This is a genomic window from Marinomonas algarum (assembly GCF_020532605.1).
Lineage (GTDB): Bacteria > Pseudomonadota > Gammaproteobacteria > Pseudomonadales > Marinomonadaceae > Marinomonas > Marinomonas algarum.
This window is the reverse complement of record NZ_JAJATW010000019.1, coordinates 1-21,141: the sequence shown is the minus strand read 5'-3', so window position 1 is coordinate 21,141 and position 21,141 is coordinate 1. Positions and strand designations below refer to the sequence as shown.

The window sequence follows — 21,141 nt, the reverse complement described above, 5'->3', positions numbered from 1 at the left end:
TCTCAACATTATCAGACCCTTGAATCAGACCCTTGAATCAGACCTTTGTAGACTGTTTTGCGAGGCTTCTTTATCAGACACTTATGATAACTCTTTGGCGCTGAAGGTTCGTGACAAAAAGGACAATCAATCATTGTGCTTTGATTAACTGATGTAAAGTAACTAACATTGCATTTATCGCATAAATTGATCATTGCATTTTCTGTTCTAAGTTCAAACGCAAGACACCAAGCATCAGCAATCGTAAAACAAGAACGTATCATCGAGCGGTCAGAGCAAGATGAAGAAGAAATTTCGTAAATCAGAGCCTTGTACATTCTGAACGCTCTTTCAAGCGCTTTGATTGAAATAGATCTGTAAATTGAATCGCCTGCAATTTTGTAGTATAGCTGCATGAGTATCGATGCGTGTATTTTTGACGATTGATTAGAAAGAAGCGTTGCACTGCTTCGCGTGTTGCGCGAATTTCTGTTTTTTCCAATTTCATGGCCTTCCTTTTGTAGCTCAGAATATACGCATCGAAGCGCCTTATCGCTAAGCCCAGTTTCTAGAATGATGATTTTTGTCACGTAACCCATCAGGGCAAGCTGCCGTGCAATGAGACGGCTAGAAAAATAACAAGACTCTTTTTGATCACAACAATCTTCGTGATCAGAATCATCTTTTTGAATAGTTTTGTTTGGCGCAGTTTTGTTAAAGTGGACAGGGGAAACAAAAGGCGAAGAAATGCACTGTTGATACTTTTTAAGAAGTAGCAACGTGTCATCTGGCTTGTCTATAATTTCAGAAAGAAGATCTGACGAAAAACGCAATGCAAATGACGACTTTACATTCTTTGCAAGATAGCGAAGCATACTATCTGAAGATTGAGATACTGCCTGTGCTAATTCAAGACTGACAGAAAAGACAGTCGAAGCAATTCTGTGGTCTTTCTGCGCAATTCGCTTAAGAAGCAACCAATATGATGAATCAAAACAATAGAGCGACTCAAAATTTGAGAAAGAAGATAGATCCAGTTCGCTATAAAACAGATCGGTAGATGTGTTGTTGCTCAGAAAATCAAGAGCTTCACTTTCATCAGAGTTCAACCTGAAACAAATGATTACGCCCGAAGCCAATGAATCTATTATTTTGTAAGATGAGCGAGCGAGCTTAGAAACGACTTCGGCAGAAATAGAGAACTGATCAGTCAAGAAATCAGGCGATTTTTTTGACGCAGAGATAAGCAGTCGCCATAATGTTGAATCAAAATCAAGAACGTCGAGGTTTGGCCGCTGATTCGAAATGTTTGATGCGTTTTGGTCGAGATTATTAATAAGATCAAGATTAGATGTGCAGTCAAATGATGATGTGCTCATAATTATTCTTCATTCCTTTCTTCAAAATCCATTATTTTTCTGTAAATTGACAAGACACGAGAACCGTACTTTCTTGCTCTTTCTTGATCTTTCCAGTGATGATATCGACCGACACCAAGCGCATAATCATCAGGTGCCGAACGTATAGTTTCACTTAATATTTGAGCGCCAACCTCCAGATTTGTTTCAATGTTGAGCAAGCTTGATACGTCTTCGACTCTGTGTGAGTGCCACTTCAGATTTACTTGCATCAAACCCACATCAACAGATGTTTTGTCCCCTCTTTTTTTAATAATGCTCATTAGTTTTCTTTGAGCGTCTTCTTTTGAGTTTTCATAAAATGCGGTATTAGTGCGAAGCGTCCACGGCCAAGGCGCAATTTTTCCAACAAACTCGTCAGATGATCTTGCAGATTCGGCTAAGGCGACTGAATACAAAAGCACTGGATCTATGTCGTATTTGTAACCTGCTTTTTCAAATTCCGTGCCGCGAAGATCTATTGCATTAGCAGCCGATGAAATAGACAGTGAAAACACACAAGCAAGTGTAAAGAAACGGCGACTAAGCATTGCCTTTCTCCTTTGATTTCAAGGAATCAGAAGTCAGATAAAGAGGAAGATAATTATTATTATCATATCGATCAGGCCAAATTTCATGCGGCTTCATATCGAGATATTCAGCAACAACATACTCCCACCTCGCACAGCCTCTATTAAGGGCCGCTGAAACAGCCTGTCTTGATACCGAGTTCTCATCTGCAATTTTGGCGATGCTTAAGCCTCTTATTTTGAGCTGATACTTTACCCACCGGTTGATTTCCTTGTCGCTAAGCTTCTCGACGAGTTCCACCTTTTTTTTGTTTTCGTTACATTCCATCTCTCTTTCCTTTTTTTAATCTAATTCCTTAAAATCCTTCACACTGTGGTTTTTATATACACAAAATAGCGTTGCGTCAACATTAGACAACAATGATTTAAAATTTTTTTTAAATTTCTTTATGTCTCTGCTTTTAATAGGGTTTTTGAATAAACATCAGTGAAATCTGTAGCGAACTATCATTCCTCAAATGAGTTAATAGGGTAATTGAATTAATTCTAATAGCGTCATTTAGGCAATTAAAACAGCGTTCTAATAAATGAGAATAAACTTAAGGTAGGTGCTAGTGTTGTGACAACGCAAAAAACTCTAGGCGAGACTTATGAGCGCGTTTTTCGTGAGTGATTGATGTATTACTCATGGTTAATAAGTTGTCGCTAGAAATGGATTTCTATGATGTTAGAAATTTTGACGATAGAAGAAACCCCAAGATATGAGATTTGACCTCTAAAAATTCAGCCGTAAGGCAGGGGGTTAATGCCCTTCAGCAAAAACCTGTAAGATTCCGCAATTTTACCATTTTAGTGTAACTTTATGTCAACTAACGTGAACAGCATTTACACTATGCACTCATTCTGTAGATACATTCTGTAGATAGTTTGGGGTTCTAGGCGCAAGTTGCATTTTCAGAAGACGTGTTAACATTCCTACATGCAAACAAAGAAAAGGAGTTTTCCAATGAGACAATCACAAGAGAGCAACGAGCAAATAAAGAGAAGAAGATTTAAAAAATTCATGTGGATCGCGTCATTAATTGGGTTCCCATCTAGCTTTTTTGTCGGTCTTGCGAATCCGACAATCGCCTTATGGCTAATGTTTGGTTCACTGTTTTGTATCGTCGCACTGATCTTTAATGTTTTGAGAAAAAGTCCTTGGGCGCTAGGTTTCACGCTTTTTGCCCTAGGTGTTGGTGAGATAGCGCTAGGTATCGTTCGAACCACACCGATATTTTGGGCCATTGGCCTCGTGCTAATAATGGTTGTCCTTGTCGTAAGGTTTATCAAAGCTTTCAGGTACTACAACGGATGTAGAGAAGACAGAATTGCAGAGGTCTTTGGTGAAGATGCCCGATCTAGGTCTTTCTTCGACTTTGACAGCCCGTTGAAAAATGCACGAACCAGTTCATTTCAGAGGAACTCCTTCAATGGAGAATTTGGAAAGGAAAGCTACAATTATAGAAAGAATGCAAACGGCAAGGGTACACACCAAAAAGGAAACAACAATTCAGCAAGTTATAATGATCCATTTGATTACAACGGAAGGGGCGGGTTAAATCCTGAATTTCATGATGACGATCCAAGCGGAAATATTTTCTAATGATGAGACTTGGTGAAAGCTAAAAAACTCTAATCCGAAAGTTAAAGATTAGAGTTTTTTAGGTTTTAAAGTATGGGCCACCCTTCAGCGTATCTATCTGGCCGTGATAGGCCCAAGGGAGACATCCCCACCAGGAGGCTGATCGTTTTCAAAGATAGATTGGTTGACCATGTTATTGTAATGAGAAATCCCCGCCAAGTAGCTTCCTGAAAGGTCTGAGCCTGCCCGAGTTGATTCGGTAATATCATTGACCAGCCTATCAGCAAAAGCTTGGTTTTCTTCTGTTAAGTAAGGCGATCCGTCATCGTTCCTTATAATATCACCAGCCCTGTTTCTTTCAGCGTAGGTTTCCATTAACTCCTGTATAGCGACATCTCTACTGCTTGGAGTGCCGGAGATGTTGGAAATATCTGGCCCTTGATCAAATGACTCCGCATACACTTGAGCCTGCTCATGCGTTAGCCCTCTTGAAACACCTTCGTTATAGAAGTCATCTTTAAAGTCCACTCCAAAGTCGTCTTTAAACTGCTGAACTGCGGCTTCTCCACCTTGAGATGCGGCATGGACTATTCCTGCTTGGTAAACCATGCCCTTTTCTTCAAGTGACATTCCCGATAAATCGCTGAATGACATATCTCCGTTCACCAGCTCCATACCCGCCGCCGCCGCGCCAAGAATAGAACGACCAGCACTTGTTATACCTGAAGTCAGTTCCCCCATGAATCCAGAGTTTGCAGCCTCTTCATCCTCAACGAGATTAGCTAGAATAAACATTCGTCTGGCGTTAGGGTCGTTCTGAAGTTCATCCATTTTATTGTCGAAGGCTTCCGCCGCCCCTTTTATTCCTGCCCAAGCTGCGTTAACGAGACTTTCACCAGCGTTCATTGCCTCTTCGCCTCGTCTTGATACCCAATCATCAAGATTCTCAACGGCACCATAAAATTCTGCTGCACCTAAGCGGCTATATTCTGGAGCGTTGCTAATATATTGTTGCCGAGCCTGTTCTTCGAAGTTTGACTGTCTAGCGGCCTCTTTTTTGGCGCCAGAGTCAGTAATTTTTTCAGAGTTAGAATTTGCTTCAGCCATAACGGCTTGCGGTGCTTCTGTACTTGTCACTGGATCAGTATATGCAGGGCCGCCTTGAGAATCGGATGCTTGAAGCGATTGCGCTCCTGATACCGCACCCTCAACATCAGAAGTAGCCTCTTTAACTTTACCCTGAATACTATTGTTGTCGATATTTTCAAGACCGGCATTTCTTTCAAAACCGCCGGGTGGGTTAACTGATAGCCCCATTGATTTGCCTACTGCTCCTAAAGCGGCACTGAAATTGTTCTGATATTGCTGTCCTGATGTATCTGAGTGGTTGTTTGAGTTCTGGAGCGCCTTGATCCTAGCCGCGGCCAAAGCAGAGCTAGAGTCCAGACCATAACCGCCTTGCGTCGATGGAGCTGAATACCGTTGATACAATTCTTGTGCTTCATCTTTGGTTTCAGCACTGACACCGCCAGTATTCCAGTAGGTATTCAAACCTGACATTGCTTCACCGTCTCTTGAAACTTGTGAGGCAACGTCACGCAAACTTAGATTGTTGGCTGCGCTATACTGTTGACTCATTGAAGCCAATTCAGAGTAGGATTCGGCAGAGCTTAAGAGTTGCTGCGATGAAGCAACAAGAGATTGAGACTGCTGACTGTTTAGGCTTGACGTTGATGCGTCATTACTGCTTTCTGTAATGGCGCTTGCAAGATTATTCGACACTTGAGCCTGCTCTTGTTCTGAGAATCGAAGAGCGTCCGAGACAGCCGTGTTATTGCTTGATTTGGTGGATCTAGTGTCAGAGGTTTCTTTGTTTGCACCCACTTTAAGACCAGTCTCACCTTTAAGGCCACCACCATTAGAGCTTGATGCTGTTTCAGATCTCGCTGTGCCTTTTTTAGTTGACAGTGCCCTTTCAGCTGTTGCTTTAGGATTTTTGCTGTCAGCGCTAATGGGAGTCTTCTGGCTTGTGTCTTCACCAATACCGTATTGGTCGGCCAATTGATTGACCATTTTTTTTCCCATTTCACCAGAGATAGCACCACTCGCTACTGCTGACACAACACCTTTTACAGCATCGGTGTGTTCCGAACCAATGGATGTATTTTCCATGATCTGATTGGCGCGTTCGTTTACGATGCCTTCAGTTTGTCCGTAAGTTGCAGAGTGAGTACGACCAATGGAAGCTGCTTGAGAATAAGTTTGAGCGTCCATTTGGCCGCTAGAAAAACTGGCCCCCAACGATTCAGCGAATGATGCTTGGTCGGTCTTCATCTTTTGATAAGCCGAAGAGGTCATATTGTTCAAACCAGACCCGAATGAAATCGAACCCATAAGGCCAGCTGCGCCTGTGGAGGCCATGCCTGTAAGATCGTTATATTCATTCGAAGCAGCATTGTTAGATATAGGCCCGTTATCTAACAGGTCTTTGCTTTGAACTTTTTCATCTATGTGGTCTTGACCGCTTATGCGCCCAGCTAAGCTTGTGAAAGCGTAGGTAGAGCCGGTCACAATAAAGAGAGATATAATTGGAGTGGCAGCGGCGAGCATCCCCCCGGTCGCCACCCAATCTTGTAGCTGTGCTGTTGATTTATTCAAGGCGTACATTGATGTTAAAGGGCCACTCAGATTAGATAATTGAGCGGTAGCTGAGGTATGTATGTACAGGTTAATTATCGAAAGAACCGGCATCCATAGCTGAATCCAAAGTAAAGTCTGAAAGTATTTTCCTGCCAACCCAAGACCAAAGCTACCAAGCACTATGAGGAACCCCATGAACGGCGTGATGGCATAAACAAAACCTTCAAAAAACGTCATCATAGGTCGAGCAATGGTCATGAACATAGATTGTTCTGCCGCCCACTGCGTGTTTCTTTGCTGTATGGCTTGGTTGATCATCATAGCCGAAGATAGATCTTGAAAGTCAGAGTATCGGCCTTCTGCGGCGGCAAAATAAATAGGCTCAACAACGGCGGCTGTTAGGTACTCTGTCCCTGATGTTGATATGACACCTAATGAGTTTAAAGCATCTGATATGTATGCTTGCCCCGTTTTGCCAGTGTAAGTGTTATCAATACCTAATAGATTAATGATTGCCTGAGATGTGTATGTAGAACCAGAAATACCGCTTGCGGTAGCTTGAATCAATCGAGTGTAACCATCGCTACAGGTATAGTCAGTCCCATCGCTTGAGTCTAAATAAAGCCTAGTTCCATATAGATCTGAAGAGAACTTATACGCTTCGGGTATTGCTTCACTTGTGATGTCACTTAATCTTCTTTCGCCAAGATCGACGGCGGTTAAAGTACATTCACGTATGTAATTATTCCATGACATTTCTATGTCTGCATTTGGGCTAATTGACTGATTCATGGCAGTATAAACAGGTGTTGAAGCAACCTCTTTTCGCAAACTATTTAAAATCGTCAATGACTCTGCAAATTTGGTGTCAGTCACACTAGGCGTTATTACCCCATAACCCTGCTCAAACAATTGAGTGATGTTGTAGCCAACGGTTGATATTATGCCCCCGGCAGCGCCAACCCCTAAAGGCACATTGGCAACCACCCTTACTTCGCCTGAGTACGAGTCCTCAATAGTCACCGTCACAGTCGGAATAAAAAACATCGCGTAAATGATATAACCAAGCAGAATTTGTTGAAAATTTACCTGCGTTGCACCCTGTAAAATACTTTGAGCAAAAATAAAGATAACGCCAATAAGCAAACCAATGGCTACCATCTTTTCGAAAGAGCCAGTTGATGTCACCATAGCAACCGCGATTAATATTTGCTCTAAAAAAGCGGCATCCCCGACTGAGTATATTTCAAACATGATCGCCCCTTAATTTCGTGTTTGCTGTGGTGGAACAACACTGTCTGAAATGTACTTTTTCTTACGAAGCGTAGACAGCATAGAGTTGTAATTGTCTATTAACTCACTCATATCTCCATTCTGACTTTGTAAGAACAAGAAATCCTGATAGACCGTATTTCTTGCTTTAGACACATCTTTTAAAGCCTTCGCTGCATGAGGTGATTTAGATTGGCTGATACTTAAAAGAACCGCCCGGAAAAGTTCTTCTGTTAACGTATAAACTATCTCTAAAGCAATCGAGTTAGATGTTCTTAAAACAAACATTCTTGAAGCGTCTTCTGACAAAACAGATAGGTTACGAATGATAGTGCCTGCGCCTGCGGGCAAACTTGACATAAGCGCCGTTTCTGAATCGGTTAGCTTTCCTTGGTTGTTTGCAAATTTGAAGATAATGCCGGGTTTAGAATCAGATCCCAAAAGCATATCCTGAATTTTAAGGGCCATACCATCCACGGTGAGATCTTGATCACCAGGATAGAAACATTTTTCGCTATCATCACACTCATAAGCTTTTACTGTTCCGCCTGACAATATCGCTTGAAGAATACCCTCTTTCGGTGGTTTGGTAATAAGAGGCAATGAGGTTGCCGCGTCGCTTGGATCGCCGGGGTCTTCAGGATCAGGTATTGGCGCGGTTCTAATTAAAGTACCGGTCAAACTCATCATGATTTCTAGTAGACTGTCATCCGAACCGCCAGACGAAAACCAAGACTGAACGTTTTGTTTTTTCAGCTGTTGCCAAACAACATTACCGATCAATTCTTTTTCTAACAGCAACGCTTCTCCAAGTTCTTCTTCAGACGACTTACCTGTTTCCACCTCTTCCCTCGCACCAAAGACATCACTAACTAAGCCTTTGGTCGTAGCAGCAATAGAGGCATCTGTTTTTGCTTTATTATCTGATGCTCCTATGGCGTCATTAACTATGCCTTGTGCAAGCTGACAAGAGTTGCCAAGGTGCTGATTAAGTGCCTGCATCTTTTTCTGAAAAGACTCCATGTGCTTAGAACAAGTTGGGCAGACATTATCAATGGCAAGTTGAAAAGCGTAACCTTTCCCGTTTGATGCGACCTGCCTTAGTAACTGTACAAGCTGATCTGACGATATAAAGCTGAACGATCCGCCAAACATATCAATACCGCCACAGCCGCCTTTCCATGAAGGAGGAACAAAATTTACGAGGTTTTCATCAAATATTTTTGTTTTGAGCGTATATCGGCCACCACTAATCACGCCGCGTCGCTGCGTTTCAAAAACACCGGGTACTGTGACATTACTCATATCGCCAAAAAAACTGTCTATCTCTGATTGAAGTGCGTTCGCATCTCCTTGAATGTCAGCATTGACCGGAAATGACAAAGTTGCGGAGATCAGGGCAAAAGTAGAAACAGTGACTAACTTCTTTAGTCTAAACGGATTACTTTTTACTTTAATGATTTTTCTCATATCAACGATCCTGAAGAAATTTTTTCTGAATAAACTCACTAAGCTTTTCTGGTGGAATAAAGTTTGACTCTGCATCGCCACTTTGGGCAGCAATAGAAGAAAGCTCTTTAGAATCCTGATCTAAAATAGCGGCTAAATTCCTGTCAAGATTCATAATAGGTTTTGTCTTATTGAACTCTTCAGCCGTTATCCAGCCGCGACGATTAGCAACCAATATGATCCGGTGCTTTATTTCTGCCAACGAAAGGATGCCTTGAGATACCGGTTCAACTTCCCTTTCTCCTGAAACAAGAAACAGAGAGGGATAATCCACAACTCCTAACCTTTCCGCTTGGCCTTCATCCACTCTGAAATCTGGAAAAGAGCCATCCGGGAGCGGTTTTCCGTCCACAGAGACGGGTAATACGGTAAAGTTTTCCCGAAATTTAAGCGCACTAACGATAGGGGCTTGTATTTGGCTGGCATTAGAGTCGGATTTGAAGAAGAAAAACATCCCCGCTTTCTTAGCGATTTTGGCAATCAGCTTATCGGATTCATTACCGGCCCAGCGGTCTAGTTTTTGAGACGCATAGGTAGCCGATGGCCTTCTTGCCTCTTCGTCGAGGAATGGATCACCCACCACGGCCATTTCTGACGCATTTGCAAACTGTTCGCTTCGATCCATCGCATAGCGTTGTAAATACAAATAGGTGCGAAGGTTTTCAACTGTAGGATTGTCCCAAGCGGCGTCTTTGTACTTTGGTAGATTCTCACGAAACCACGAAGCGGAAAGTACGGAAGGTGCGGTTGGTATAGCCAGTACCGGCTCAGGCTCTTTTTCTGGTGGCTTAGTCTCTGGCTCTGCTGCGATTTGAGGTTCAATTTCTTCTATTTCGATCTCTTCTTCAGGCTCTTCCTCGTTGTAAAAGAACCAACCTTCGGCCTTTTTGTCGAAAAAACCAAAGCCCGGAGAGCCTACCTCAGCGAAAGCGCTCTGTGTTAAAGCGCACAAAGTTAAGGAAAGTAGAATTTTGTTTGGGTATCTAAGCATAGCTTAAGGCGCAATTTGTGAATGTTACACCATGCTACTTGAGGGGGTTGTGCTTTAAGGTATGTGAAATATCCCAAAAAGGGAGAAAGGACGAGGTTGGTTAAAATATTAGCAATCGTCAAATCTTTCACATGTGAAAGACTTATTTCTCATTCAATCTGTTGCTTTAACCTAATCCCTTTGTCTGTAAGCGTGACTTTCCTATTCATGCCAGTATTAGCGTATTTAAGAAGCCCTAAACCGTCTCTGTTTCTGTATGCGCTACCACTTGATAGCTTGATAAATTGCCCCAGCGTTTTTTGTATTCCAAGGAAGTCGCATCATCCGTGTCAGCGATTTCGAGTATAGTGAGCGGATCTGAATAAGCGACCTTTAGAAAAAACTCCAGCTGAGCGATGCTTTGAACTCCAAAACCCCTAGCTGCCGCAAGAACCTCGATTAACTTTCTACTTTCCATACAAACCTTTTTTAATTTAGTGGGTTGATAGCAAATTAAGTACACACTTATGACATGTTTAAGTGTCATTCTTGATGACTAGGCGCTCATCAGTGATAAAAATTCGATTAACTTTCTACTTTCCATAGAAACCTCGTTTTGTTTAATGAGTAACATCAATACGTTTTTCGGCATGTAGTAAATATATAGTGTATTTTTACCGCAAATTTAGAGAGAAGAGAATGTGCACAAAACGTCGCCAACAGAAAGCTTTTAATTTTTCAGCCTCTAATTTGACCCATAGATCCATGGTATACCTTTCAACACGAAACTTTCACATGTGAAAGCTTTCTTAACAAGCATTCGCAATGAATGTCATGAACAGATAAATGTCACTCTGTTTCAGATTAGAAATTTAAACAAAGTATTGTCATTAATAGTTATTTAAAATTATACTGTATAAATATAAGGGCTATCCATTTAGAGCGACCAGACACTATATATAGTGTTTATCTAGCTCTAATGCCTTTATAGGTTAGGGGTTTTGTTGTCACAGATTGCTCAAGTAATCGATAAAATAATAGCCCTCTAGACCGCGATTTTCTTCTGTTAAATCTAAAGGTATATTCATCTAAATAGTAGTCGAGGTGTTTAGATTGAACAGCACCTTGATAGGTCCCTAACAACCAACGCTTTAGTAAAGAGGCTACTCTGTGAACCCCTGGCATGGTTTCGTGAGCAGGTATATTTGAACCAATTTGACTATCTGGTTCAATAACATCGACTATGAATTGCTCTATGTTGCTTTTCGTCGCTCTATCTACCTGTCGCAATCTGATACGACCAAACCCTTTTGGCTCAATTAATTCTATTGCGATCAACACAACAAACTTCTTCTTATCTTGTTGATTTATATTAACTAAGACACCTACGAAGGTTTCATCTACCTCAATAATTCCTGATAACTTATCTCTTTCAGGATTGATCATTGCATAGCGTAATCGATGCAATATCGACCAAGCTGTTTGATAGCTTCCAAGTCCAAGTAAGCGCTGTATACCAAGCGCACTTACTCCATTTTTTTGATTTGTAAGATACCAAATCGCAGCAAACCAGTCTTTAAGTGGTGTTCTCGTTTTATCAAAAATAGTACCTGCCGTGACAGACGTTTGCTTTCGACACTGAGTACATTTAAGTTTATTTTTAGCAAGGCTATAAGGTGCCTTGTGGGCCAAACAATTTGGGCATATGAAGCCATTAGGCCAGCGAAGCGTGTACAGATAATCACGACAAGCTTGCTCATCGTGGAACCAGTCAACAAATTGACTCCAATTTTTAAGGTAATGAATACCCGCTTTGAGTGAAGAAGATTTTTTGTTCATCACTACATATTGACATTGGTTGTTCTAAATGGATAGCCCTTATAAATATACAGTATAATTTTAGGTGTGCTATGCGCGTTACGTATCTTGGTGTTTCTGAGTCTCCTTCATTTATTACGTCCAACAGTGTTCGTATCCCGCTTTATGCGGAGGGAGTATCTGCTGGTTTTCCGTCTCCGCGCAAGACTTTGTAGAGCGAACTTTAGATCTAAACGAATTTTGTATCTCTCATCCAACAGCTTCTTTTTTCGTGCGCGTTCAAGGCGATTCCATGATGGACGCCGGTATCTTTACTGGAGATGTATTGTTGGTTGATAAGTCATTAACGGCTCGCCATGGTGATATTGTCATTGCCTGTATTCATGGTGAAATGACTGTTAAGACCCTAGAACTGCACCCCAATGTCTTACTTCAACCTCGTAACCGTGCTTATAAGGCCATTGTGATTACCGAAGAGTCAGAACTTGAGATATTTGGTGTCGTGACAAGCGTGATTCGTAAATACGAGCGTGGATGATGCAGACCGTCTTCGCGTTAGCCGACTGCAATAACTTTTACGCCAGCTGTGAAAAGCTGTTTCGTCCCGACTTAAAGCAAGTTCCCGTTGTAGTGTTGTCCAACAACGATGGTTGTGTTGTTGCACGTTCTAAAGAAGCAAAAGCGCTTGGAATTAAGATGGGTGTACCCTTGTTTCAAATCAAAGATCAGATTCAACAACACGGAGTAGTCTGCTTTTCTTCCAATTACGCTTTGTATGCCGATCTGTCGAACCGAGTCATGACCATATTAGAAGAGGAAGCGCCAAGGGTTGAAGTGTACTCAATCGATGAAGCCTTCATGGATTTAACGGGTGTTGACCATGCAGTAGATCTATTGACCTTTGGACGGCAAGTAAAAGCTAAGGTTGATAAATGGACAGGCATTACCATCGGAGTAGGCATTGCCCCTACTAAGACACTAGCGAAGTTGGCGAATCACGCTGCCAAAAAGTACTCAGCTACCGGCGGGGTAGTAGATTTAATGGATTCAGACAGACAGAAACGTCTGATGGCGTTAGTTGATGTGAGTGATGTTTGGGGAGTAGGACGAAGAATTTCAGTGCGACTCAAAGAAATGGGTATTCATACTGCATTAGATTTATCTAACATGAATCCAAAAGCCATACGCAGCGAGTACTCTGTTGTGTTAGAACGCACTGTCTATGAGCTCAATGGAACGTCTTGTCTGGAGCTTGAAACCGTTCGACCCACCAAACAGCAGATTGTGTGTAGCCGATCATTTGGTCATAAGGTAACGGATAAACAAGAATTACGAGAAGCCGTAGCGAAATACACCACAAGAGCAGCCGAAAAATTGCGAGGTGAGCAGCGACTTTGTCGTGTTGTGACTGTATTTATTCGAACCAGTGCGTTTATTCCTGGCGAACCGCAGTGCTCAAAAGCACTGTCAGCGGAACTGCCCAACCCCACAGATGACACCCGCGATTTATTGGAGGTGACGAATGTGATCTTTCAACAAATCTACCGAGCGGGGTTTCGCTATGCCAAAGCGGGCGTTATGTTGGCTGATTTTTATGAACAGGGTACTTTTCAAGAAGATCTATTTCGACCCTCAACAAATCGAACGCAATCAAAAGCGCTGATATCCGTTGTCGATAAAATTAACCACAGTGGATTAGGTAATGTGTTCTTTGCATCACAAGGTGTGAACCCAACTTGGTCTATGAAACGGGAACACCTATCACCAGCCTACACGACTAGATGGTCTAACTTGAAGAATATATTTTAAACGTATCTAGGTTGTAATAGTAGAAGTTCAGTTTTATTCTTTCATTTTGTCTACTGTTTCGACGATTTTTCCGACACCTTCGGAAATTTCCGTTAAGCCACGAGAGACTTCGTTAATATTTTCTTGACCATGCAAAGCAATATCATTTACTTCCTTTAAGATATTGTCCATATCGTTGATAAGACGATGGTTTTGCTCCACTACATCCGTAATTTCTGCGGTGGCAGTCGCCGTAGAACCGGCCAATTTACGCACTTCGTCGGCGACCACTGAAAATCCGCGACCCGACTCACCAGCACGAGCCGCTTCAATAGCAGCATTGAGTGCAAGTAGGTTGGTTTGATCGGCAATGGTGCGAATGGTTAACACAATATCAGCGATGTTTTTAGATTGATCTTGCAGTTTCTCGCCCGTTTGCGCGGCGACTCTGACGTTGTCAGCGATTTCCCTCGATGTGTGTATCGACGTGTCTAAAATTTTCACAGCATCAGACGATACTTGACTGGTTTGTGCCGACGTCGCTGCGGCTAATTCAATGGCGATTAAGGCGTTGTTAACGCGTTCAGTGATATCAGAAGCGAACTTAATGACTTTAATGACGCGACCTTTTTCATCAAAAATAGGATTGTATGTGGCTTCTAACCAGATCACCTTACCTTCGCCATCAAAACGCTGATATCGTCCAGAAGAATGTTTTCCATGCGCCAAATCTTTCCAAAAATTTGGATTGTCTTTGTAAAATTTATCATCACAGAAAATACGGTGATCTTTACCTTGAATGTCTTCTTGACGGTATTTCATGGTAGTCAAAAAGTTGGTGTTGGCCTTAATGATTTCGCCATTCGGCTCAAACTCAATCACCGCCAATGAACGATCTAAAGCACTTAATACGGCATTTTTATTGTCTAAAGACTCTTGAATGCTCGTTATGTCATTGGAGATTTTGAGAATTTTTATAACACGCCCAGTTTCATCAGAGACCGGAAAATAATTGGCCTCTAAATAAATAGGCTCTCGACTTTTAGTTATCCGCAAAAATTTACCACTACTGGCTTTACCGGATTTTAAGTTATTCCAAAACTCCTTGTAATCACCGGAGCGAGCGTACTCATCATCACAAAATATACGGTGATGTTGGCCGACAATCTCGTGTAATTCATATCCGATGATGTCTAGAAATAGCTGGTTGGCGTCTAAAACAACACCCTCAGTATTGAAGCTGATATAAGCAGTATTCTGCTTAATAGCAAGTAATTCCTGGCTGCACAGGCTACTTTCTAGTTCAGACACTTCAGAAAGTTTTTTTTTGTCTGCTTTTCGTTTAAAAATCACAATCGCCGTCCTTAGTAATGCTTTTTGGTGTTATTTTTCATGGTGCTATTAAAGGTATCAAATTAATTACGCCTGCAAAGAGAATTAGGTCTACATAAATTGTTAACTTATGTTCTATACCTAGGTCGTTGCCTTGGAAAGATATGACAAGACCCTTTCAAGAGATAGTTCATTTTTTTAACCTACGATTCTGATCATGTCACATCAACTCACTTTTGCCGACAGCGAATTCAACAACAAACGTCGTAAAACACGCAAAGAGATTTTCTTGGCTCGAATGGATAACTTGATGCCGTGGGATCAGCTTGAAGCGGTTATTGAACCCTTCTATCCAAAGGCTGGAAAAGGAAGAAGACCGTATCCGTTGTCCACCATGTTTCGCATTCACTGCATGCAACATTGGTACAACATGAGCGACCCTGCTATGGAAGACGCGCTTTATGAAATCACGTCCATGCGTTTATTTGCTGGATTGTCGTTGGACAGTACGATCCCTGATCACACAACCATTATGAATTTTAGACACTTACTGGAAAAGCATAAGCTCTCCCGTCAGCTGTTCAAAGAGGTTAACAAGTGGTTGTCCAGCGCTGGGATTTATCTAAAAGAAAGCACGATTGTCGACGCCACCATTATTGAAGCGGCCAGTTCAACCAAGAATAAAGCGAAAGCACGCGATCCAGAGATGTACCAGACTCAAAAAGGGAAACAATGGTTCTTCGGGTTAAAAGCTCACATCGGCGTTGATGCTAGAACAGGGTTAACGCACAGTTTAAGTACGACAGCGGCTAACGTACACGACATCACAGAAACAGAAAAATTGCTTCATGGTGAAGAACGCTTTATCTCGGCGGATTCAGGTTATCGAGGCGCTCAAAAACGAGAAGAGGTAAAAGACATCAAAGCGGATTGGTTGATTGCTGAAATGCCAAGCAAGGTGCGCCTTCTCAAGAAACATCCAAGAATAAACAAGCAACCTATCCGAACGGAATACATAAAAGCCAGTATCCGAGCGAAGGTAGAACACCAATTTAGGATCATAAAGCGTCAGTTTGGTTTTAGGAAAGTCGCCTATCGCGGCTTAGAAAAAATGATAACAAACTGGCGATGCCGTTTGCCTTAGCCAATGTGTTCAGGATTGACCAGATGATAAGGGCTGCAAGGGGTTAATCCGTCTAAAAGCCTCTAAATAAGACTAAATATAGCTTATTTAGAGGCTAAAAATACTGAAGTGGGTGATATTTTTCGATTTTTCAACCAAGTCAGAAACACTGACAGCTGTGAAACTTCTTAATCGCAGTTTCCTTAGAACTCACATTAATCAGATAAACCTGCAGCTTGACTTAATGGATCCTGACTTTTTGAAGCTGTTTTGTAATGGCTTATTAAAATATCTTTATCATTAAACTCAAAAACAGTTGCTCTATTAATATTTTTTTGACCTGGGAATGGCGGTATAAAAGTGTAATTATAGTACCAGATTTCTGTATTGCGGATGATTTCTTTTTTTGATGGATATCCAACTATTCTAGTAACATCTGACTTATCAGATTTTCCATCTTTTAAAGATTCCATTTGTTCTGAACTAACGTCGATTCCAGTCTCGTATGACCAACTACGAGTGAGGTCGTCAACAACAGCGCAGCCGGTCAAGAGCGAAGATGAAAGTAAAGCCGAAGCTATTAATGTGCTTTTTTTCATATAATTTCCTAATTAACAAAATTTATTGAATAGACCAAATATAAATAATTAACTTCTTTTAACATAAATTATGATCCCATAATAAAATAGCTAAGTGCAATTGGCCATACAAAATTTAACATTTTTAGACGAAAAAATTCTTTACTTCTTAACAAAGATAAAAAATAGAGTTGTTTTACTTTAAAGCTAACTTAAAAGACATAAAAAGTACTTACAATATTTAACATAATATATGTTTACTTCTGAATTATGAGCTAAAAAGTGCTATACGAGAATTTTTAGATATATTAGAGCAGACCTCAATTATTGGATAACTCATATTTTAACTGTGATGTAACACTAATTATTGAGCAGTTCATTAATCACAGATTATTAGTGTTGGTGCTAGAAATAGTAAGAGTTTTACACGTATTATTAATACCAAAAAAATACACAGTTATATTTTACTGAATAATAGCAAACATAGAACGATAGTACGAGAGAGTATAAACGAGTCTGTTATGAAGTATGAAAAGAGCAATCTTCAGACGGTAAACATTATATTATGAGGCTAGCCTCATTGTAGCTATACGATAAATTCTGACAACAATCCGTCTTATTGTACAGCTGAGCGTTGCTTAGAAACTAGTAAAATCCATCTTTATTTTTCTACACTTCAATTTAATTAGAATAGAAGTTTATACGAAAATATTTATGGATTAGTTTGGAAATACACACTATTAAATAGCGAATTTAGAAATTATTTTTGATAGATAGATTTTAAGCGTAAAAATCACTCTATTTCAATCTAAAGACTGCTTGGTGAATAAGCATTAGATCATATTTAAATAATTACGATTGGCTATTTATTTCAGGGGGTATTTATAGTTTAATTATCTTATAATGATATTTCCAATCTAGCAAAATGAAGATCATTATACATTTCATCCTTTAACAATAAGTATTGAAATATAGTTTACAGCTGGGTTAAAATTCGATCAATCAAATTATTGGTTACATAAAATGAAAATAAAACTCAAAAGCATTTACATTATATGTATTATTCTTGCAAGTGCAGTTTTAGTTAAAGATATATTTATAGAACAAAATAAAACTATTAAACCTACAAATATAGAAAAAAATAAAAATTTTTCTTCTAGTAATGACCTATTTTCGTTCTATATTGATGTTTATCCACCAGAATCTAAGATAATGGTAATGAATATAAAGCCGAAATATAGACAAGGCATGCTACTTCCTAAAGGAAGTTACGATATAAAAATAAGCAAGCAAGGTTATTACAATAAAAGACTGTGGATCCAACATAAAGATAATCTTCCACACGTTATAAAATTGGAAAAAAGAGGAAATTATGAATAAGGAATTATTTTTAAAAATTTTTAACAGTCTTCGAGATTGTTGGGTTCCTAGTTTAGATTTGTCTTTTGAAGCAGAAAAGGTTCCAGTAGTTGAAACAAAAACTTATATAACCAGTTCAAAATTCACGGTTCAAGCTAGTTCTTACTACCAGGTATCTTATGGTAACTGCGGCTTTAATTGCCAAAGCCTTAGTGAGGTTGATCGTGAAGTAAACTCAATTATTGATGCTGGTTGCAATGGCAGGTCAGAAGTATTGAATAACAAGCTACAGCATAAAATTAGCAAAACAAAGCTTATTGATTTATACAATTTAGGTAGATTTCCGCTTGGAAATTATACTTACAAATGTCTAATAGAATGCGATGACTGTCACGGTTCAGGAACAGAAACCTGTTCCAATTGTAATGGTTCTGGATCTGTTCAAGAGCCATATCAAGCTCATGTAAGGGATAATCTCTCGTATCACAATGGTCGTGTTACTTCTAGAAATCCTGTTTATGAAACGCGGTATCGTAGAGTTAATTGTGGTAGATGTCATACTACAGGAAGAGTTTCGTGTAGCACCTGTGGTGGTGATGGAGTAAATACTCATATTGAGACAGTTGAATTTTATTCATCTCATTCAACACCAAAAATTGAATGGCAAAATTTTGATAAATTAACTTGGGTAGAGGCTTATATAAAAGGTAAAAATAGCGAAGATTTTAATATTGATGAAGCTGTTGATTGGCAATTTACTAATCAAGTTGTACAAGAGAGTGGAGGTCCTGGGTCATATACAGTAAGTCTACCTGGAACTTTGACCGCGTCTGAATGTAATTTAAAAGCTTGTAGCTTGTACACTGGAGCTACATATGGGAACTGTAAAGCTTTAGGTATTATGGTATGCGATACTGATTATATTTTTGACGATCATATTAAATGGAGCTCTGATAAAAAATCCAAAATTGCACTAACTGGTAAGTCTTTAACTCCAATTCTTAAAAATAAGATTGTAGAAGACTGCTTAGAAGATATGAGTTCTACTAAAGTACCAAAGGGTAAAATAAAAAGTCTAAATATGGTTAGTTCTGAAACTATAGAGACACTTCAAGAACTTATGAATAAAGTTTTAACTTTAAATAAAGAAGAGCGTGAAAGTGTCTCTGTCCCACTACTAATGTTAAATACATTTCTATCTCTTATTTTGCTAACAGGTCTATTATATTGGTTAAATACCACTAATATTATAGGTGATGGCTTTAACTTTGGAATATATCCTATTCTTGCTAACTCTATTGACGCCACTAAAATTCTTGGTAGTATTATTTTTTCTGGTTATTATGATATGATCTTTTTCAGGGATCTATTCATTATGTTTCTTGCATCAATGACGATGATGTTTGTTTTTGGTGCAAAAAAAGCTTTTTCTATTATAAGAGTACTTAAATGGTACCTATTTGGAATGATTTTTATTTTATCTTTTATGTTACAGTTTGCGAATTTAAAAGATCCAACTATTAGTTCAAATGCAAATAATGATTTTATGGATTTATTTATATTTTCACTTTTTGCAGGTATTTTATTTACTCGCAAAATGTCATACGGAAAGCAAATGAAATATGCAAAGGAGTATAATTCAAATAAACTTCTACAGCTATTAGGTTACGTAAAAAAATAAGAATTAACATAATAAATAGTCACTAATTTATATTTATCAAAAACCCTCAAGTTAATATGAGGGTTTTATCCAAATTACATAGCATTAATAATCTAAATCAACTTTTTATTTTGGTAAATATTTCTAGTGCTGTTATATTCATCGCGAGCCTTAATGTTTTTTATAAAACTGTAAGTGCCATAAAAAAAACCTAATGTAAGAATAATTATAAAAATTGAGAATGAGCTTGTGAGAGTAAGTGCTATGAAACTAAGTATCATTCCGCAAAGAAACCATAGAATAAAATTAGAAAAAAATAACATTAATTTGTGTCTAGTTGTAAAAGGCTGGCTCTGGAACTCTTCACCTGTTACGGTGTTACGCAATGATCCGACCATCCAACATTTATTTATTTTAGTCATCATTATTTCTATTGTATGTTTGTTATACATTGCGTGTTTCAGAGCAGATTCATTATCGTTTTCTAATATTACGCTATAGTATTTTTCCCCGCTTATAATAATATAACTATATTCATTCTCTGAATGAATTATGTGTGTAGAGCAAACACTATTACTAAACTCTTCAACTATTCCTTTTATTTTGATACTTCGCATATTGTCACCATTTTATATTCAATAAATAGCATTAATTTCTGTTATTATGTTTTTAATTTTTTTGTTCTTAAAGAAGTCAACTTAGTTAGTGATAAAGTAAAATTCTATATTAGTAAATTAAATACTATATATGTTATTCAATAATCACAATATTTTACTTAAAAAGTAGTAAATTCAGTTTCTAAGTCACTAAGTTATGTTAAGCCATTGATTTTCGTAAGCGCCAATCCAACCCTACCTGCCCATGACGCCCTCAAACCGCTAACCTTATCGCTTCTTATTATTCAAGGAGCACGTCATGGCGACTTATCAAAAATACAACTGGCTCGAGCTGTTTGAGGCTTTTGAGCAATCCAAGCTTTCTCAAACCGCATTTTGCAAACAGCGCAACATCAATCCTAAATACTTCAATGTCAAATTAAAGCAACGTCAGCAAGTGATTGATAAGTAAGCGTCAGCTAAACCACACGTTTTAATCCTTGTCAAAAAACATAAAGTCTTTTTTTTTCTTTCATGGGAATAAAAGACTTATGTTTACCGCTTCTGCTCAACTCAATGTGACTCTCATTTGTGGGCCAACTGATATGCGTAAAGCCATTGACGGTTTATGCAATATTGTCGCCTATGATCTGAAAAAAGAGCCTTGTAGTGATCATATTTTTGTCTTTTGCGGTCGAGCGCGCGATAAAGTCAAAATATTGCAATGGGCGTCAAATGGTTTCTGGCTGCATTATAAGCGGCTCGAAAAAGGGCATTTTCAGTGGCCTGGTATTGATGACGAACAATTGTCTATTCAAATCTCACCTCGTCAGCTTAATTGGTTGCTAGATGGCCTGGCTCTCAATTTACAAGAAGCACACCCACATTTAACCTATCGATATCATGACGAGTAAGGTGTTTGATTGGTATAATCCATCCCATGAAAACACTTCAAAATGACCTACC

General features: G+C 39.3%; 19 protein-coding genes and 1 pseudogene. 8 read left to right on the top strand and 12 right to left on the bottom strand.

Going from position 1 to position 21,141, the window contains the following annotated elements:
* Positions 1-11: 11 nt before the first annotated feature.
* Genes LG368_RS11965 through LG368_RS11955 form a run of 3 tightly spaced genes read right to left on the bottom strand, consistent with a single transcriptional unit; the run spans position 12 to position 2,234 of the window.
* Complete coding sequence (locus tag LG368_RS11965) at positions 12-1,358, bottom strand: FlhC family transcriptional regulator (protein WP_226754956.1); 1,347 nt, start codon at positions 1,356-1,358, stop codon at positions 12-14.
* A 2-nt stretch (positions 1,359-1,360) separates the two neighbouring features.
* Entirely contained in the window at positions 1,361-1,927 is a 567-nt protein-coding gene (locus tag LG368_RS11960; protein ID WP_226754955.1) for a transglycosylase SLT domain-containing protein, read from the bottom strand.
* A complete protein-coding gene (locus LG368_RS11955) occupies positions 1,920-2,234 on the bottom strand; it encodes a helix-turn-helix domain-containing protein (protein ID WP_226754954.1) in 315 nt (104 codons plus the stop codon). The genes LG368_RS11960 and LG368_RS11955 overlap by 8 nt, the downstream gene beginning before the upstream one ends.
* Before the next feature lie 678 nt (positions 2,235-2,912).
* Between LG368_RS11955 and LG368_RS11950 the strand changes: the two genes are divergently transcribed.
* Positions 2,913-3,551: a hypothetical protein gene (locus LG368_RS11950; protein ID WP_226754953.1), complete on the top strand. Its 639-nt coding sequence runs from the start codon at positions 2,913-2,915 to the stop codon at positions 3,549-3,551.
* Positions 3,552-3,644: 93 nt separating this feature from the next.
* Here LG368_RS11950 and LG368_RS11945 read toward each other — a convergent pair whose 3' ends face one another.
* The 5 genes from LG368_RS11945 to LG368_RS11925 form a co-directional block, all read right to left on the bottom strand.
* Positions 3,645-7,424, bottom strand: coding sequence for a conjugal transfer protein TraG N-terminal domain-containing protein (locus LG368_RS11945; RefSeq protein ID WP_226754952.1), 3,780 nt, complete (start codon positions 7,422-7,424; stop codon positions 3,645-3,647).
* Between the two features lie 9 nt (positions 7,425-7,433).
* On the bottom strand, positions 7,434-8,912 hold the full coding sequence (locus tag LG368_RS11940; RefSeq protein ID WP_226754951.1) for a conjugal transfer protein TraH: 1,479 nt from the start codon (positions 8,910-8,912) through the stop codon (positions 7,434-7,436).
* 1 nt (position 8,913) lies between these two features.
* Complete coding sequence (gene traF / locus LG368_RS11935) at positions 8,914-9,942, bottom strand: conjugal transfer protein TraF (protein WP_226754950.1); 1,029 nt, start codon at positions 9,940-9,942, stop codon at positions 8,914-8,916.
* 235 nt (positions 9,943-10,177) lie between these two features.
* Positions 10,178-10,399, bottom strand: coding sequence for a hypothetical protein (locus tag LG368_RS11930; RefSeq protein WP_226754949.1), 222 nt, complete (start codon positions 10,397-10,399; stop codon positions 10,178-10,180).
* Positions 10,400-10,887: 488 nt separating this feature from the next.
* On the bottom strand, positions 10,888-11,760 hold the full coding sequence (locus LG368_RS11925; RefSeq protein WP_226755008.1) for an IS1595 family transposase: 873 nt from the start codon (positions 11,758-11,760) through the stop codon (positions 10,888-10,890).
* Positions 11,761-11,869: 109 nt separating this feature from the next.
* Here LG368_RS11925 and umuD point away from each other — a divergent pair, with 109 nt between their 5' ends.
* Positions 11,870-12,277: a translesion error-prone DNA polymerase V autoproteolytic subunit gene (gene umuD / locus LG368_RS11920; protein WP_476703453.1), complete on the top strand. Its 408-nt coding sequence runs from the start codon at positions 11,870-11,872 to the stop codon at positions 12,275-12,277.
* Positions 12,277-13,548: a translesion error-prone DNA polymerase V subunit UmuC gene (gene umuC, locus LG368_RS11915; protein ID WP_226755007.1), complete on the top strand. Its 1,272-nt coding sequence runs from the start codon at positions 12,277-12,279 to the stop codon at positions 13,546-13,548. The genes umuD and umuC overlap by 1 nt, the downstream gene beginning before the upstream one ends.
* A gap of 33 nt (positions 13,549-13,581) precedes the next feature.
* Here the strand turns inward: umuC and LG368_RS15635 are convergent, their stop codons facing one another.
* Both LG368_RS15635 and LG368_RS15630 read right to left on the bottom strand, forming a co-directional pair.
* Positions 13,582-14,031: a methyl-accepting chemotaxis protein gene (locus tag LG368_RS15635; protein WP_226755006.1), complete on the bottom strand. Its 450-nt coding sequence runs from the start codon at positions 14,029-14,031 to the stop codon at positions 13,582-13,584.
* An 81-nt stretch (positions 14,032-14,112) separates the two neighbouring features.
* Positions 14,113-14,838 (bottom strand): annotated as a pseudogene (locus LG368_RS15630) (PAS domain-containing protein); the annotation flags it as partial.
* 238 nt (positions 14,839-15,076) lie between these two features.
* On the opposite strand from LG368_RS15630, the gene LG368_RS11900 reads away from it, so the two are divergent.
* Positions 15,077-16,050 (top strand): IS5 family transposase gene (locus tag LG368_RS11900; protein ID WP_226754948.1). Its coding sequence is split into 2 segments (ribosomal slippage): positions 15,077-15,965 and positions 15,965-16,050, totalling 975 coding nucleotides; the frame shifts between segments, so codons are not numbered across the junction.
* 147 nt (positions 16,051-16,197) lie between these two features.
* Here LG368_RS11900 and LG368_RS11895 read toward each other — a convergent pair.
* Positions 16,198-16,581: a hypothetical protein gene (locus tag LG368_RS11895; RefSeq protein ID WP_226754947.1), complete on the bottom strand. Its 384-nt coding sequence runs from the start codon at positions 16,579-16,581 to the stop codon at positions 16,198-16,200.
* A 1,002-nt stretch (positions 16,582-17,583) separates the two neighbouring features.
* Here LG368_RS11895 and LG368_RS11890 point away from each other — a divergent pair.
* Positions 17,584-17,940 carry a hypothetical protein gene (locus LG368_RS11890; protein ID WP_226754946.1) on the top strand — a complete coding sequence of 119 codons (357 nt, stop codon included), beginning with the start codon at positions 17,584-17,586 and terminating at the stop codon, positions 17,938-17,940.
* The gene (locus LG368_RS11885) at positions 17,933-19,600 is read left to right on the top strand and encodes a hypothetical protein (protein WP_226754945.1); all 1,668 of its coding nucleotides are present in this window, start codon (positions 17,933-17,935) and stop codon (positions 19,598-19,600) included. Before LG368_RS11890 ends, LG368_RS11885 begins: the two co-directional genes overlap by 8 nt.
* Before the next feature lie 92 nt (positions 19,601-19,692).
* Here the strand turns inward: LG368_RS11885 and LG368_RS11880 are convergent, their stop codons facing one another.
* Entirely contained in the window at positions 19,693-20,196 is a 504-nt protein-coding gene (locus LG368_RS11880) for a hypothetical protein (protein WP_226754944.1), read from the bottom strand.
* A gap of 298 nt (positions 20,197-20,494) precedes the next feature.
* On the opposite strand from LG368_RS11880, the gene tnpA reads away from it, so the two are divergent.
* Positions 20,495-20,647 (top strand): IS66 family insertion sequence element accessory protein TnpA, encoded by a 153-nt coding sequence (tnpA, locus tag LG368_RS11875; protein ID WP_226754943.1) that lies wholly within the window; start codon positions 20,495-20,497, stop codon positions 20,645-20,647.
* A 79-nt stretch (positions 20,648-20,726) separates the two neighbouring features.
* Positions 20,727-21,089, top strand: a complete 363-nt coding sequence (tnpB, locus tag LG368_RS11870; protein WP_226754942.1) for an IS66 family insertion sequence element accessory protein TnpB — start codon at positions 20,727-20,729, stop codon at positions 21,087-21,089.
* Positions 21,090-21,141 lie beyond the last annotated feature (52 nt).